The sequence below is a fragment of the uncultured Pseudomonas sp. genome, from assembly GCF_913774235.1.
Classification (GTDB): domain Bacteria; phylum Pseudomonadota; class Gammaproteobacteria; order Pseudomonadales; family Pseudomonadaceae; genus Chryseomonas.
This window is the reverse complement of the sequence record NZ_CAJYDW010000019.1, coordinates 355,240-370,393: the sequence shown is the minus strand read 5'-3', so window position 1 is coordinate 370,393 and position 15,154 is coordinate 355,240. Positions and strand designations below refer to the sequence as shown.

10 protein-coding genes and 3 tRNA genes are annotated in these 15,154 nt (G+C 63.6%); 2 read left to right on the top strand and 11 right to left on the bottom strand.

The window, feature by feature from the left end:
- Positions 1–20 precede the first annotated feature (20 nt).
- From QZ471_RS22265 to QZ471_RS22245, 5 genes are read right to left on the bottom strand one after another with little or no spacing between them, the layout of a single operon-like run.
- On the bottom strand, positions 21–3,929 hold the full coding sequence (locus QZ471_RS22265) for a PilC/PilY family type IV pilus protein (RefSeq protein WP_295467974.1): 3,909 nt from the start codon (positions 3,927–3,929) through the stop codon (positions 21–23).
- Positions 3,926–4,531, bottom strand: a complete 606-nt coding sequence (locus tag QZ471_RS22260; protein WP_295467972.1) for a PilX N-terminal domain-containing pilus assembly protein — start codon at positions 4,529–4,531, stop codon at positions 3,926–3,928. Before QZ471_RS22260 ends, QZ471_RS22265 begins: the two co-directional genes overlap by 4 nt.
- A complete protein-coding gene (locus QZ471_RS22255; RefSeq protein ID WP_295467970.1) occupies positions 4,528–5,322 on the bottom strand; it encodes a prepilin-type N-terminal cleavage/methylation domain-containing protein in 795 nt (264 codons plus the stop codon). The genes QZ471_RS22260 and QZ471_RS22255 overlap by 4 nt, the downstream gene beginning before the upstream one ends.
- Before the next feature lie 2 nt (positions 5,323–5,324).
- Positions 5,325–5,921: a type IV pilus modification protein PilV gene (gene pilV / locus QZ471_RS22250; RefSeq protein WP_295467968.1), complete on the bottom strand. Its 597-nt coding sequence runs from the start codon at positions 5,919–5,921 to the stop codon at positions 5,325–5,327.
- Entirely contained in the window at positions 5,922–6,455 is a 534-nt protein-coding gene (locus QZ471_RS22245) for a GspH/FimT family pseudopilin (protein ID WP_295467966.1), read from the bottom strand.
- A gap of 707 nt (positions 6,456–7,162) precedes the next feature.
- On the opposite strand from QZ471_RS22245, the gene QZ471_RS22240 reads away from it, so the two are divergent.
- Positions 7,163–8,683 (top strand): carboxylesterase family protein, encoded by a 1,521-nt coding sequence (locus QZ471_RS22240; protein ID WP_295467964.1) that lies wholly within the window; start codon positions 7,163–7,165, stop codon positions 8,681–8,683.
- A gap of 415 nt (positions 8,684–9,098) precedes the next feature.
- On the opposite strand, the gene QZ471_RS22235 is transcribed toward QZ471_RS22240, so the two are convergent.
- The 6 genes from QZ471_RS22235 to rluD all read right to left on the bottom strand — a co-directional run bounded on the left by QZ471_RS22235 (position 9,099) and on the right by rluD (position 13,887).
- Positions 9,099–9,174 (bottom strand) — tRNA-Lys (locus QZ471_RS22235).
- Positions 9,175–9,180: 6 nt separating this feature from the next.
- A tRNA-Pro gene (locus QZ471_RS22230) sits at positions 9,181–9,257 on the bottom strand.
- Positions 9,258–9,267: 10 nt separating this feature from the next.
- Positions 9,268–9,343: transfer RNA gene (locus QZ471_RS22225), tRNA-Asn, on the bottom strand.
- Between the two features lie 162 nt (positions 9,344–9,505).
- Positions 9,506–12,070: an ATP-dependent chaperone ClpB gene (gene clpB / locus QZ471_RS22220; RefSeq protein WP_295467962.1), complete on the bottom strand. Its 2,565-nt coding sequence runs from the start codon at positions 12,068–12,070 to the stop codon at positions 9,506–9,508.
- A 129-nt stretch (positions 12,071–12,199) separates the two neighbouring features.
- Positions 12,200–12,931 carry a peptidoglycan editing factor PgeF gene (pgeF, locus tag QZ471_RS22215; protein ID WP_295467960.1) on the bottom strand — a complete coding sequence of 244 codons (732 nt, stop codon included), beginning with the start codon at positions 12,929–12,931 and terminating at the stop codon, positions 12,200–12,202.
- The gene (gene rluD, locus QZ471_RS22210) at positions 12,928–13,887 is read right to left on the bottom strand and encodes a 23S rRNA pseudouridine(1911/1915/1917) synthase RluD (RefSeq protein WP_295467958.1); all 960 of its coding nucleotides are present in this window, start codon (positions 13,885–13,887) and stop codon (positions 12,928–12,930) included. The genes pgeF and rluD overlap by 4 nt, the downstream gene beginning before the upstream one ends.
- 188 nt (positions 13,888–14,075) lie before the next feature.
- Between rluD and QZ471_RS22205 the strand changes: the two genes are divergently transcribed.
- Complete coding sequence (locus QZ471_RS22205; RefSeq protein WP_295467956.1) at positions 14,076–15,101, top strand: outer membrane protein assembly factor BamD; 1,026 nt, start codon at positions 14,076–14,078, stop codon at positions 15,099–15,101.
- Positions 15,102–15,154 lie beyond the last annotated feature (53 nt).

The window sequence follows — 15,154 nt, the reverse complement described above, 5'->3', positions numbered from 1 at the left end:
TCGTCATGCCAGCTCCCTGGCTAATCCTGGTTGCTGATGACCCGCCAGGTCTGCCGCCGACTGGGCGGCTGCTTGCCGGTCAAGCCTTCCCGCTGGGGGCCACCATCGCTACCACCGAGAACCGCATCGGCCAGGGTGCCTTCTACGCTGAAGTTGCCGTTGCCGTAGACGAAGGGCACGATGCCGCCCAGCAGGCCGTCCAGCTGGATACGGCCATAGGCCGTGTCCACACCCAGGTTGAACAGCCCACTGTTGTTGCCGCCGGTGTAGGGGTCCAAGGCATAGAGATAGGTGGTGACGCCAGCGGTACAGGCATCGGTGCTGGGTATCAGCGAACTCATCAGCAGGGTGCCGCTGAACAGCAGGGGCTTGTTGATGACCAGCTCGCCGTTGAGCGGCAGGTTGAGGTACCAGCCCTGCTTGCCACTGGCGGCCGTCGCGGGGTCGTACCAACTCACCGAATTGGTGGACACGATGTTCGCCGTGCTGCTGACGCTGGAGCCACCGGCACCGGTATAGCTGATGAGCTGGTCGACCCCCAGGGTCTGCTGCTGCAGGTTGGCCACCGTCAGACTAGGCGTGCTGCCCGCCGCCGAGCCATCGGTCTGGCGATCCCAGATGCCATAGAGGGTCATGGCCTTGCTGGGATTGGCGATGGCATCGCCGGGCTCCAGGTACTTGCCGGTGCCGAAGATCACCAGATGCCCCGTGCCGGTGGGATGGGCGATCACTGTCGGGCTGGCGGTGATGGGCTGCACCAGATTGGTGGTGCCGGAGGCCAGGCTGCTGGCCCGGGCGGTATAGAGCGGACTGCCGCCGAAGGCCACCCGGAAGTTGTCCGCCGCGGCGACCGCGGTCAGGGAGCTACCGGTCAGGTCGAAGCGCCAGAGGTTGCCGCGCAGATCGCCGGCATAGGCGTAGTCGCCGATCAGATCGCCGTCGACATCGGCCACGAAGGGTGCACCCAGGCCGTTGGGCGTAGTCAGGGCATCGCTCACCGGCAGGGCCTTGATCAGGCTGCCGTCGGCGACGTTCATCACGTACAGCACGGCGTTGTCCCTGGCGCTGTTGTAGCCATTGCTCAGCACTACGCCCCAGCCGCCCGTATGCAGCCGCGTGATGACGGGCTTGCCATAGGTGAAGCCCAGATCAGCGTAGTCGGCATCGCTGGCGGACTTTTCCCAGAGCAGCGTGGGGGCGTTCGGGTCGGTGATGTCCAGGGCGAAGATGCCCTGCCCTCCCCCGCGCAGGGTACCGATCAGTACGGTACGCCAGCGGCCACCGCTATAGACGTCACCCACCACGGGCGTGTTGTCGACGTAGGACTGGTGGCCACCGTTGTAGCCACGGTCGGTCAGCTTGTTGAGCGCTGGGATGACCGCACTGGGGATGAAGGCGAAGACTTCCGCCCCCTGATCGTTGAAGGCGTGCAACATGCCGTCGTTGGCCCCCACGTAGATACGCCGCTCGCGTCCCAGGTTGGCGTTGCGGAAATCGGCGTAGGAGGTATCGCCGACCGTGGCGTTCATCAGGGCGATGGGACTGTTGGGGGCACCGACCACCACGGGCGAAGAATTCACCATGTCGCCGAGGATGTGGTTGCGCGGGCGGAAGGACGGCGTCACGCCAGGCGCCTCCTGGCTGCGGTCACCCCGCAGGTAGTCCACCCGGCGGCTGCCGTAGGTATCGGGGTTACCAGCTGCGGTGCGATTGAGATAACCCTGCTGGGTGGCGGTCAGGCTTGCCCAGGTGAAAGGAGTAAGGGCGCCGCGGCTGGCGAAGTAGATCGTCCGGCTCGCGTAGCCGGTATTGCCCACCGGGAAACGGCTGTCGAGCTGTTGACCCGCACTCCAGATACGCGTCCGGTTGGTCGCCGTGCGCTGGTACTTGATCAGATCGCCGCTCCAATCGGTGCTGGAGAAGGACGGCACATAGGTATAGAGCGCGGTGCTGTCGCCCTCCTGGGTCGGCGAGACGGTCTGGCTGGCACCGACGCTGGTGGACTGGCTGATGCGCGAGACCACCTCGCTCAGAGAGGTGATGAGATCGCTGGCGTTTTCCGCGCTGAAGAATTCCCCTCGCGAGTTGATCGCCGCATGCCAGAGATCGTAGACGTTGTTCTGGTTGACCGAATTGTCCGCGCCGGCGACCGGCCAGGCCGTGCTGCCCGCCGCCAGCCCGGCATAGCCTCCGGAGAAGGTATCGCCACCCCAGGCCGGGTTGACCAGGGCGCTGCTCAGGCCGATGCCCACGTAGAAGCCGGTGAGGTGCTGCCAGGTGGCGGGATCGTTGCGCGGATTCCAGTAGGGCGTAAGGGTGCGGCTGCCCTGAACTTCGTTGCTGCTCACGGTGTTGTAGGGCGGCACCTTGTTGTCCAGGTTGGGCTGGGCATCGGTACGCCAATAGAGGAAGGCCAGGTCGGCCAGGGTGCTGGCCGTACTGTCCTGGAACGGGGCCTGCGGGGAATATTGCTGGCCATCCGGCAGGGTGGCGGCCGTGCCATCGACGTTGCTGGTGGTGAAGGCCGCATTCCAGATGCCGTCGGTCACCACCAGACTGTAGCTGGCCCGGCAACCGTAGACCGGCGTTTCGCTGGTACCCGGCTGGAAGGCGTAGGGACTTTCGCTGCCACTGGTCTTGAGCAGTTCTCCGACCCGGGCGACCGCCTGCAACAGGGGCGTGCTCTGGTTGTAATAGACATCGCCCAGCCAGGTGAAGAAGGCCGCCCGGTGCGCGCCGGTGAACGGCCGCAGGCGATTGTCGTAGGTCGTCGTGCTGGTGCTGCTGATCCCGCGGCAGTTGGCATTGGTAGTCACCAGGATGCAGCTGTCGCTGGTGCCCAGGGCCTGCCAACCGACCCGGATGTTTTCCGAAGCATCCGCCAGGGCCAGATTGGTGGCGGTCTGCGCGGCCAGGGCGCGACTGCGATAGAAGGAGTACCAATTGGCGAAGTTCTGCCGCTCGTCCGTGCCATTGGGCCCCGAGGAAGCGCTGACGAGGACGCGGCGATAGCAGCCTTCGGTCTGCAGGGAGGCCGAGGTGCAGGTACTCAGGGTGGTGTCGTAGAGGTAGTAGTAGGCCGGCACGCCGGTGATGGCGCCGGAAGTGCTGGTGTTCGCCGTAACCGTATAGTTGGCTGAAGTGATGGCGCCAGCGAACCCGTACTGGACGTTGCGGGTGCAGGTCACGTTGCTGTAGGTGACGCTGCTGGTGTTGGCGATGCTCGCCGTGCAGCCGCCGGTCAGGGAGCCGCCGAACAGCAGCCGGGCCAGCAGGGAAGGATCGCTGATGCTGACCTGGGCACCGTTGATGCTCTCGGTGAATCCCGTCCCCACCAGGATGTTCACCAGGGTCAGGCTGCCATAGGTGCTGCTGGTGCCCTGGTAGGTACCTGTGCTTTGGAAATCCTGCGACGGATTCTCCGCCAGCATGCTCGGACTGTTGTTCTGCAATCCCGGATTGCCGTAGGTGTTGCCGCGCGCCACATTGGGATCGGTGGTCACCAGGTTGGGGTTGTAGCTCCAGCTCACCCGATAGTCGCTGGCGAGATTCACGCTGCCCAGGCCAGGCCGATAGCCGTTGACGTAGGCACTGGTAAAGCTGGTGCTCAGGCGTGTGCGGGTCAGGCCAGTGGTAGCGCTGTAGCTCACCGCATAGGGCGCGGGATAGCTGATCGCCGGATTGTAGTAGAGGCTGTTGAAGGCCGCCGACTTGGCGCGTCGGGTCGGGCGGATGGTATCGGTATTGGAGGCATCCGGCACCACGGCCATCTGCATGCTGGTGGAGTTGTCCAGGGTGACGAAGAGATTGGGGCCGACGCTGTTGGTGAGGAACAGGGGCTGCTGACTGAGATTCAGGGCCGCGCCCTGAACGCCGCTGGTGACGACGGCAGCCCACAGAGCGATGGATGCCGGTATGGCTCGGCTCATGGCACCTCCAGGGAGACGACGCTCTGCAGGATCACCGGGAAGCGGCCACCGCGATCCTGGGCGATGGCGGTGACTCGGAATAGCTTGGTGGCGGGTGCGGAGATATCGACAGAATTGCTACCAATGGCGGTCACCACCCAGCGCGGCGTACGGGCGAACGTCGCGCTGCCATCGGAGCCGCTGTAGGCCACCGAGCGTGCCGTCGGTGTCTTGTCGGTCGCCTGCAACGCGGTCGCCGCCCAGGTCTGGGTCTGGGCGCTGGTAGTGAGATCGCTGGCCTTGGTCAGGATGCACAGATCGCCACTGGGCGGCTTGGCAAAGGCGCCGCGGACCGCCGCCACACTTTCGCTACAGCTGGCGAAGCCCGCGCTGAAGGCGGTGAAGGCCGGCTGCTGGCTGAGCGCGACCAGGCGTCGCTCGCCTTCGCGCAAGGCGGCCTCCGCGGCATTGAACGCCTGGACATTCTCCAGGGCGGCGCCACCGCTACGGGTCTGCAACAGGGTCTGGCGCATGCTGGACGCCGCCAGCAGCGACAACAGGAGCAACATCACCAGGGTGACCAGCAAGGTCGCGCCCCGTTGCCCGACCGGGACACGACTCATAGCGCAAGATTCCTCAGGGTGACGGTGCTCTGCACCATCTGCATGGGCCGGGTCGTCTCGTCGAGCTGCTGGCCGGTCAGGGTCTGCCAGTTGGCCGCGGCGTTGCTGGCGACATCGCTTGGCACCGCGTCGCTGGTGCTGAGCAGCGCGGCGTAGCGTACGGCCGGGGCGTCCGCCTTCGGCGGGATGGACCAGCGAAAATCCCGTAGTCCCTGCACCAGCACGGCACTGCCCTTGCGCGTCAGCGCCCCTGCCTGCTCGCTCCAGACGGTGCAACTCAGGGTTCCGGCGCCGGGCGTAGCGCTCGCCAGATAACGCAGCTTGAGCAGGACGTTGCCACCGGTATTGAGATTCACCCGAGGAATGACGTTGCCGAGGCAATCCAGATCCTTGCCATCCAGCGCGCCCTGGTAGCGAATGCATACCCCTGTGGGGGTGTCGACGCTATCGGTGGTGGCCGCGAAAGTGACCCCGGCAGCAAAGGCCGGACAGCTGATACCGTCGGTGTCCGCCACGGCACTGGTGGCAGGAAAGGCCGTCGCCAGATTGCTCTGGTAGCGGATATCGGCGCGAAAACCGGTGCGGGCCAACTGGCGGTCGAGTAACTGCAGGGTCAGTTGGGCATTGTTCCGGTTGCCGGTCTGCCCCTGCTGGAAGAGAAAGCTGCGTTTGTTGTCGAGGTAGATCTGCGAAACGCCCAGTACCAGGAAGGCGCCCACGGTCAGGGCGATCATCATCTCGATGAGCGAAAATCCCTGCAGCCGATCGCGCCTAAGAAACCGATGATCCATGCTCAAAGCTCCGAGCGTAGGGCGTAATAGCAAACGCCCTTGGGACAGTTCACCGCGTCGTTGCTGACGTCCTGCCAGGCGATCACCACCATCATCGCTGCACGCGCCGTGGTCTCGCAGGCGTTAAGCGGCGTGGTGCTCCCCGAGGTATCGCTGGCCGGCAAGGGAGGCACACCGGACGCCGGGCAGACGGCGAAACTGCTAGTGATCAGGGCATCGGTCACCGGCAGCAGCACCTTGACCTGCGCCAGCCAGCAGCCGAGATCCTGACCGGCGACCGTCTCGCCACCGGCCGAGCGATCCCGGGTCAGGCAGGTCTTGCCGGCATCCAGCGTCTTGGTACGAAAGGTGCCACCCGCCTGCTTGGCATAGACTCCATCGGGCTTGACCTTGTCGCTCGCCAGGACCTGATCGCGATTGCTGCGCATCAGCTCGAGCAGATCATTGGCCAGTACCATGGCATTGCTGCGCTGTATGGAATCCTGGGACAGGGCGACACTGCGCGTCTGCAAGGCGACCATGCCCAGCACCCCAAGGCAGATGATCACCAAGCTAACCAGCACCTCGATCATGCTGAACGCCCGCTGCACCCGCCTCATCTAGCCGCACCCCACGGCACTGGCCCGGGTGGGCACGAAGTCGGTCACCGTGAGGACGCCACCGAGGCTAAGGGTGAATTGCTTGCCCGGGGTGAGCGCATTGGTGGCACAGACGCGCAGGGTGGCGTCCGCAGCGATGCGCACGCTGCCATTGGGCTGGAAGGTCAGGCTGGTCAAGGGGCTTCCTCCCACGCTGCCGGTACCGTTGACGCCAGTGCCCAGGCCGCCGCTGTACTGGCGCAGCACCTCGGCCGTGGGTAGCACCACGGTCTTGACGGTGCTGATCTTCAGGGCGCCGGTCCAGCCATTGGCGTCCTCCGGATCGGTGGTGACGATGACGTTCACCCCCCTGCTCATGGCCTCGCTACGGGCGTAGTACAGGGCTCGCTGCAACTCCCCCGCCGCGGCCTGGATACGATTGTTCTGCACCAGGCTGGCGAAGCCCGGCGCCGCCAGAGCGGTGACGATGCCCAGCAAGGCGACGACGACCAAGACCTCGATGAGGGTGAAGCCCGAGAGGTGTTTCGACCGCATTCCACCGCCCTGAAAACCGGATTCCTGTCTTGATAGTAGTCAGACGATAGGGGGTCACTACTACCGACTATCGCCTGGCTATCGGCTGGATGCCGTTCGAATTCTGGTGATCGAAGCAGATCAGCGGAGTAGAGCCCTTCCCCTGCTCGTACCGCCAGCGACGGTTTAGGGGCGAAGGGACTGAGGGAGCGAGGCCGAGCGGCCGGGATTGGCCATCAATCGCCTATGCGAGATGACCAGGGCTGTACATCGCCCCATGGCGGACCGGCATGAAGCCAGAACTCCCGAGAACACAGGCAGTACCAAAGGTTGGTCTGGAACTGCAAAACCCTACTTGCGCTGAGTTTCCGGTGATGAGGGTGGAGCAGGATCCGCCTTACCCTTTGCTTGGCAAGGCGCCGAGCGTGAGCCCCGCCGGCTTTTCGATCACGAGACCGCGGCTGACACCCTGATCTTGAAATGGCAAAGACCGGCATCGTATCGTTCAATGGTTATGAAGATACATCAAATCACGCAGAGGTCATCGAACCGCATAAACGCAAGTTGTGAGTCGGGCCGACGCCACCCTTCTATGCATTGATTAAAACATGGAGCTGTCCAGTGGAGGATCCGAGCTTATAAGCCTCCAAGGCAGGCGTTATCTATTCTTCCCGACCTCTAATCAAGCGGACCCGGAACTGCACGGGGCGAATTTAAAAGGAATAGGAATGAAACGTTTACTGGGTAGCGCCTTGATCGTCGCGAGCTCCTTATCTTTTGCCGGCACTCCGGCGCCGGTTATCGACACCGAGTCAGGCAAAGTCCAGGGATACCGTACCGATGAGGGCATCAGCGTTTACAAAGGGATTCCTTACGCAGCCAACCCCTTTACGCCGGAGCGACGGTTCAAGAACCCTCAACCCGTGGAGCCCTGGGAGGGGATTAAAGCCACCGTCTCCGACTCACCTGTGCCGCAACCGGGGCGGAGCAAGGCGCAACCTCTGGTCGGTCAGGCTGGCGATCTGACGCTCAACCTGTGGCGGCCTGACAATGCCGAAGAGAAGCTGCCCGTCATGGTATGGATTCCCGGAGGCGCCTGGATCCGAGAAGACGCCACGGAGGCGGTTTATGACGGAAGCGTGTTCGCTAAAAAGGGGGTCATGGTCGTCACGGTAAACTACCGGGTGGGCGTAGATGGCTTCATGCATTTTGCCCAACGTCCAGACAACCGCGGCATCGCAGACCAGATTGCCGCGCTTAAATGGGTTCAGCGGAACATCTCCAGCTTCGGAGGCGATCCGAGCAGAGTGACCCTCTTTGGACAATCCGCGGGAGCGGGAAGCGTCGCCATCCATCTAGGCAATGCAGAAACCAAAGGGCTTTACCAGCAGGCTATTCTGCAGAGCCCGCCGATGCAGTGGATCAGCCAGGCCGATGCAACCCGAGTCACCCGGCAATTTACCGACAATCTGGGGATTTCTGATGATCCCGAAGCCGTCGCCAAGGTGCCTTTTGAGGATCTGGTTCAGAACGTCCTGAAAGTCGGGGAGCAAATCAAAGATACCGCCCACTGGGGAAGACTTTCCCTTGGCGGCACGGCATTTTTGCCAGTTGCGGACGGTAAAATCATCGTCAAGAGCCCCATGGAAGATCTGGCATCGAATGACAATAACCGCGTGCCCGTTATTGTCGGCAGTACCGACAGCGAGTCCAGACTCTATATGGTCCCTGGGGACGGATTACAAAAAATCACCAGCAAGGATGTGAGCACGGTCATCCAGGAGTTGGGGCTCCCCGCAAAAGCGCTCCAGGAGTATGGGGAAAACAGTATCAACGCGGAGAGTCCGGGTGACGTCTACGCTCAGATCATGTCGGACTATACGTTCAGGATGCCAGCGCTGAGCATAGCCCGCCTGTTGAGCCGCAACCAAAACACGTGGTTTTACCAGTTCTCCTGGCGGTCACCGGCCTACAACGGTCGCCTGGGCGCCGCCCATTTCGTGGATGTGCCCTTCAAGTTCGGAACCATTCATACACAAGAAGCGGGAAATTTTCTCGGTTCCAACCCACCTCAGTCCTTGTCCGACAGCATGAATGATGCCTGGGCCGCCTTTGCCAAAGATGGCAATCCAGGATGGCCGCTTTATTCAGAGCACGATAATGAGGCGATGATCTTTGATACCAATAGCCGGATGGGAACCCTAAAGGATCCGCAGATCTCGGCGCTGTGGAATGGATTCCGATACTGACTATTCATCTACCGTGCCCTTGCTGGCTATGAGGCCGCGCCCGGCAAGAAACGGACTCATCCTGATTTCACTGCCTGGCCTATAATCAAGGTCGATAGAAATTTGATGTCTGCAGTCTGGTTTGATCCGACGCGTCAGGGATGACATCGCGTGAGTACTCACGCTGATTCCGGGGGAGATACCCCATTCGGGGATTCGGGCCTCTTCCGAGAGACGTAAGCTCTCAGGAGATCCGTACCGCACAACGACTGCCAGGCGAGCTTGCTTGGCCTTCAAACGCGGTACGGGCAAGCAGTCGGCATAAGGATCGCAGTTTGACCGCATCGATTGCGATACGATGTTTCACGAAAGGCGGCGGCTTGATTCAGCTGCCACAAACGCAAAAACCCTCCTTGCGGAGGGTTTCTGGTGAAAATGGTGGGTCGTGTAGGATTCGAACCTACGACCAATTGGTTAAAAGCCAACTGCTCTACCGACTGAGCTAACGACCCAAAAGATGGTCGGGGTAGGGGGATTCGAACTCCCGACATCCTGCTCCCAAAGCAGGCGCGCTACCGGGCTGCGCTATACCCCGAGAATGGAAGTGGCTCCGCGACCTGGACTCGAACCAGGGACCCAATGATTAACAGTCATTTGCTCTACCGACTGAGCTATCGCGGAATTTCTCTCTTCCAACCCCTCTTACTTCAAGGCCTTTCAGGCTTTGCCGTAAGTGAGGTGCGCCATTTTACGGAAGTAGAAACGGACGTCAACACCTAGCCTGCTGTTTTTTCACAAAATTATGCGAAACGCCGGGCGACGCTCGGGCCACCCGGCCTTCCGTCAGGCGAAGACGATCTCGTCGCCCTCCACCCGGCCCTGGATACGGCTGCCTGGCGCGAAGGCGCCGGACAGGATGCGCTGGGCCAACGGGTTCTCGATCCAGCGCTGGATCGCCCGCTTGAGCGGTCGCGCGCCATAGACCGGGTCGTAACCCACGGCCACCAGCTTGTCCAAGGCCTCGGGCGACAGCTCCAGTTGCAGATCGCGCTCGGCCAGGCGCTGACGCAGGTGCTGCAGCTGGATCTCGGCGATACCGGCGATCTGCTCGCGACCTAGGGGCTCGAACACCACCACCTCGTCGATACGGTTGACGAACTCGGGGCGGAAGTGGCTCGCCACCGCATCCATCACTGCCGCGCGCTGGGCATCAGGATCGCCGACCAGCTCCTGGATCTGCGCCGAGCCCAGGTTGGAGGTCATGACGATCACCGCATTGCGGAAGTCCACCGTACGGCCCTGGCTGTCGGTCAGGCGCCCGTCGTCCAGCACCTGCAGGAGAATGTTGAAGACGTCTGGATGAGCCTTCTCCACCTCGTCCAGCAGGACCACCGAGTAAGGTTTGCGCCGCACGGCTTCGGTCAGGTAGCCCCCCTCCTCGTAGCCGACGTAGCCGGGCGGTGCGCCGATCAGGCGAGCGACGGAGTGCTTCTCCATGAACTCGGACATGTCGATGCGCACCATGGCGTCCTCGGTATCGAAGAGGAATTCCGCCAGCGACTTGCACAGTTCGGTCTTGCCCACCCCGGTCGGGCCGAGGAAGAGGAAGGAGCCACTAGGCTTGTTGGGATCGGACAACCCCGCCCGCGAACGCCGCACCGCGTTGGCCACGGCGGTGACCGCCTCGTCCTGGCCGATCACCCGGTTGTGCAGCGCTTCTTCCATGCGCAAGAGCTTGTCGCGCTCGCCTTCGAGCATCTTGCTCACCGGGATGCCGGTCCACTTGGAGACCACCTCGGCGATCTCGTCTTCGGTGACCTTGTTGCGCAGGAGCTGGTTGGCCGGCTTCTCGTGCTGGTCGACCATCTGCAGGCTGCGCTCCAGATCAGGAATGGTGCCGTACTGCAGTTCAGCCATGCGGTTGAGGTCCCCCTTGCGGCGGGCGGCCTCCAGTTCGGTACGGGCCTGCTCGATGCGCTGCTGCAGTTGGGCGGAATCCTGCACCTCGGCCTTCTCGGCCTTCCAGACTTCCTCTAGGTCGGCGTACTCCTGCTCGAGACGGGCGATGTCCTCGTCGAGCTTTTCCAGACGCTTGCGCGCCGCTTCGTCTTCTTCCTTCTTCAGCGCCTGGCGTTCCACCTTGAGCTGGATCAGCCGGCGATCCAGGCGATCCAGGGCCTCGGGTTTGGAATCGATCTCCATGCGGATACGGCTGGCGGCCTCGTCGATCAGGTCGATGGCCTTGTCCGGCAACTGGCGATCGGTGATGTAGCGATGGGACAGCTTGGCCGCGGCGATGATGGCGCCGTCGGTGATGGCCACCTTGTGGTGCACCTCGTAGCGCTCCTTGAGGCCACGCAGGATGGCGATGGTGTCTTCCTCGCTCGGCTCGTCCACCAGCACCTTTTGGAAGCGTCGTTCCAGGGCGGCGTCCTTCTCGATGAACTGGCGATACTCGTCGAGGGTGGTGGCGCCCACGCAGTGCAACTCACCGCGGGCCAGGGCCGGCTTGAGCATGTTGCCAGCATCCATGGCGCCCTCGGCCTTGCCGGCGCCAACCATGGTGTGCAGCTCGTCGATGAACAGGATGATGCGGCCTTCCTGCTTGCCCAGTTCGTTGAGCACGCCTTTCAGGCGCTCCTCGAATTCGCCACGGAACTTGGCCCCGGCGATCAGGGCACCCATGTCCAGCGCCAGCAGGCGCTTGTCCTTGAGGCCATCGGGCACTTCGCCGTTGACGATGCGCTGGGCCAGGCCCTCGGCGATGGCCGTCTTGCCCACGCCGGGTTCGCCGATCAGCACCGGATTGTTCTTGGTCCGGCGCTGCAGGACCTGAATGGTACGACGGATCTCGTCGTCACGACCGATCACCGGATCGAGCTTGCCGTCCTCGGCGCGTTTGGTGAGGTCGACGGTGAACTTGTCCAGGGCCTTGCGGCTGTCCTCGGCATTGGGGTCGTTGACCGCTTCGCCGCCGCGCAGGTTGTTGATGGCGTTCTCCAGGGCCTTGCGCGAAACGCCCTGCCCCAGCAGCAACTTGCCGAGGCGGGTGTTCTCGTCCATGGCGGCGAGCAGCACCAGCTCGCTGGAAATGAACTGATCACCTTTCTGCTGAGCCAGGCGATCGGCCTGGTTGAGCAGGCGCGCCAGGTCTTGGGAGAGATTCACGTCGCCGGTGGGATTCTGGATCTTGGGCAGCTTGTCCAGCTCTTCGGCGAGGGTCTTGCGCAGGCTGGCGAGGTCGAAGCCGACCTGGCGCAGCAGTGGGGGAATGGAACCGCCCTGCTGGTCGAGCAAGGCAGAGAACAGGTGCAGGGGCTCGATGGCTGGATGGTCGTGGCCAACGGCCAGGGACTGGGCATCCGCCAGGGCGAGCTGCAATTTGCTGGTGAAACGATCTATACGCATGGGTAAGGTCCTATCTGAGACGCGGGACGGCGCGGCAGAAGGCGCTTTCGATTACCCGCGGGAATGACCTTTAGATAGGGGCGATGCGTGACGATTCAAGCACGATGATGCGCCACGTCGGAAAAGAACTCAGGGCTTGATCCAGATCAGGCTGGCGAAGCGTCCCGTGCGGGCGGCACGCCGATAGGAGAAGAAGCGCTGGTGATCGGCGAAGGTATCGAAACCGCCGCCGTACACCGCCGTGATGCCTTGGGCGGCGAGGCGCAAGCGGGCCAGGGCATAGAGATCGCCCAGGTACTTGTCCCCTCCCCGCGCCACGAAACATTGCTCGGCTGCGGCGTGCTGGGCAATGAAGGCCGCACGCACCTCGGCGCCCACTTCGAAACTGGCCGGGCCGATGGCCGGCCCCAGCCAGACCAGCACCTCTGCCGGAGCTACGGCAAGGCTGGCCGCGGCAGCTTCCAGTACGCCACCGGCCAGACCGCGCCAGCCAGCATGAGCGGCGGCGACACGGGAGCCGTCGCGGCGACAGAACAGTGCTGGCAGGCAATCGGCGGTCATCATGGTCACGGCGATACCCGGGGTGTCGCTCCAGGCCGCGTCGGCGCGTAGCACCCGATCGGGATCGGCCTCGACGACGTCGGTCCCGTGCACCTGTTCGAGCCAGGCGGGGCGACAGCCCAGAGCCTCGCCCAGGCGGCGGCGATTCTCGGCGACCGCGGCCGGCTCGTCATCGACATGGGTACCCAGGTTGAAGCTGGCGAACGGCCCTTGGCTGACACCCCCCGCGCGGGTGGTGACGCAGGCCTGGACGCCGACCGGCGCCGGCCAGTCCGGCCGCAGCCAGTCGGCGCCGATCATTCGAAGGATTCCCGGTCCTGCCGCAGCAGGTCCAGCAGCCAGACCAGGTCCTCCGGCAGCGGCGACTCCCAGCGCAGACGCGCGCCGGTCACCGGATGATCCAGTTCGAGGAAGCGGGCGTGCAGTGCCTGGCGAGGGAATTCGCGCAGGGTCTTGATCAGGGTCGGATTGGTCGCCGGCGGGATCTTGAAGCGGCCGCCATAGACCGGATCCCCCACCAGCGGAAAGCCGACGTGGGTCATGTGCACGCGGATCTGGTGGGTCCGCCCGGTTTCCAGTTTGACCCGGGTATGGGTGTAGGCGCGGAAGCGCTCCAGCACCCGGTAGTGACTGACCGCGGGCTTGCCACCAGCGATCACTGCCATCTGCTGGCGCCGCTGGGAATGGCGGCCGATGGGCGCATTGACCGTGCCCCCGGCGACGATTACCCCGGCGACGATGGCCTCATAGATGCGACTCACCGAGCGCGCCTGCAACTGGGCGACCAGATGGGTATGGGCTTCCAGGGTCTTGGCCACCACCATGAGGCCGGTGGTGTCCTTGTCCAGGCGATGGACGATGCCGGCCCGCGGTACGCTCTCCAGACCCGGCACATGGTGCAACAGAGCGTTGAGCAGGGTACCGTCGGCATGGCCGGCAGCCGGATGGACCACCAGGCCGGCCGGCTTGTCGAGCACCAGCAGGTGATCGTCCTCGTAGACGATGTCCAGCTCGATGTCCTGGGCCACCCATTCACCCTGGGCCTCGCGCTCGGCGCGCAACGCCAGCTGGGCACCGCCATGGACGGTATCGCGCGGGCGCAGCACGGCGCCGTCGACGGTCAGGCTGCCGTCTTTGATCCAGGCGGCGAGACGCGAGCGGGAGTGTTCGGCGAACAGCTGGGCAGCGACCTGGTCGAGGCGCTGGCCACCGAGTTCGGAGGGGACTTCGGCATTGAGAACGATGGATTCGGACATGGATCTGCGCGGGCAATGGCAGGGCTTTTGGAATCGGCCCGACCCTGTGGTTAAATACGGCGACTTTTTTGCCCCGGCATTCCGGGTCGATCATCATAACAGGACGGTTCCGGCCCCGTCACAGGCTAGGTGAGAGCTCTCCGCCCTCATCCCTGCACCGCCGACCGTTTCGGGGAATCCAAGCCGCCATGCAATTGAAGCACCTGCTGCTGGTCACCAGCCTAGTCCTCACCGCCGCCTGCTCCTCGAAAGCACCCGAGGTTCCGGAGAACCTGCCCGAGGGCGAGCTCTATACCCAGGCTCAGCGCGATATCTCCAACAGCAGCTACACCGACGCCATCAGCAAGCTGAAGGCCCTCGAGTCGCGCTATCCCTTCGGTCGCTATGCCGAGCAGGCCCAGCTCGAGCTGATCTACGCCAACTATAAGAATGGCGAGCCCGAGGCGGCGCGCACGGCGGCGGATCGCTTCATCCGTCTACACCCGCAACACCCCAACGTCGACTACGCCTACTACATGAAGGGCGTGTCCTCCTTCGAACAGGACCGCGGCCTGCTGGCGCGTTTCCTGCCGCTGGACATGACCAAGCGTGACCCGGGCGCCGCGCGCGATTCGTTCAACGACTTCGCCCAGTTCACCAGCCGCTTCCCCAACAGCCGCTACGCCCCTGACGCCAAGGCGCGCATGGTCTACCTGCGCAATCTGCTGGCGGCCTACGACATCCACGTCGGCCACTACTACCTAACCCGCAAGGCCTACGTCGCCGCCGCCAACCGGGGTCGCTACGTGGTCGAGAACTTCCAGGGTACCCCGTCCGTGGGCGATGGCCTGGCGCTGATGACCGAAGCCTACCAGCACATGGGGCTGAACGACCTGGCGGCCTCCAGCCTGGAAACCCTGAAGCTGAACTATCCGGACAACGTCAGCTTGAAGAACGGCGAGTTCCAGCTGCGCGAACCGGACGACAAGGACGAGCAGCGCTCCTGGCTGACTCGCGCGACCCTGGGCCTGATCGATCGCCCGAACGATCCGCTGCCGCCCGGCGAGACCCGCGCCAGCCAGGACATCCAGCGCAAGTACCAGGAAGAGCGTGACAACCTGGCGCCCGAGCTGCGCATCGTCGACCCGGCGGAAGCCGAGAAGGCCGGCGGCGCAACGCCCGCGCCCGCCAAGCGCTCCTGGTTCAGCCGCCTGACCTTCGGCCTGTTCGACTGATCCCGGACGGGATATGAAAAGGGGAAGCCAATCGGCTTCCCCTTTTTCGTTGC

Bases quoted from the DNA above. Each gene is read 5' to 3' on its own strand.
- QZ471_RS22265 (WP_295467974.1), bottom strand. From the start codon at position 3,929: ATGAGCCGAGCCATACCGGCATCCATCGCTCTGTGGGCTGCCGTCGTC.
- QZ471_RS22260 (WP_295467972.1), bottom strand. From the start codon at position 4,531: ATGAGTCGTGTCCCGGTCGGGCAACGGGGCGCGACCTTGCTGGTCACC.
- QZ471_RS22255 (WP_295467970.1), bottom strand. From the start codon at position 5,322: ATGGATCATCGGTTTCTTAGGCGCGATCGGCTGCAGGGATTTTCGCTC.
- pilV (WP_295467968.1), bottom strand. From the start codon at position 5,921: ATGAGGCGGGTGCAGCGGGCGTTCAGCATGATCGAGGTGCTGGTTAGC.
- QZ471_RS22245 (WP_295467966.1), bottom strand. From the start codon at position 6,455: ATGCGGTCGAAACACCTCTCGGGCTTCACCCTCATCGAGGTCTTGGTC.
- QZ471_RS22240 (WP_295467964.1), top strand. From the start codon at position 7,163: ATGAAACGTTTACTGGGTAGCGCCTTGATCGTCGCGAGCTCCTTATCT.
- clpB (WP_295467962.1), bottom strand. From the start codon at position 12,070: ATGCGTATAGATCGTTTCACCAGCAAATTGCAGCTCGCCCTGGCGGAT.
- pgeF (WP_295467960.1), bottom strand. From the start codon at position 12,931: ATGATCGGCGCCGACTGGCTGCGGCCGGACTGGCCGGCGCCGGTCGGC.
- rluD (WP_295467958.1), bottom strand. From the start codon at position 13,887: ATGTCCGAATCCATCGTTCTCAATGCCGAAGTCCCCTCCGAACTCGGT.
- QZ471_RS22205 (WP_295467956.1), top strand. From the start codon at position 14,076: ATGCAATTGAAGCACCTGCTGCTGGTCACCAGCCTAGTCCTCACCGCC.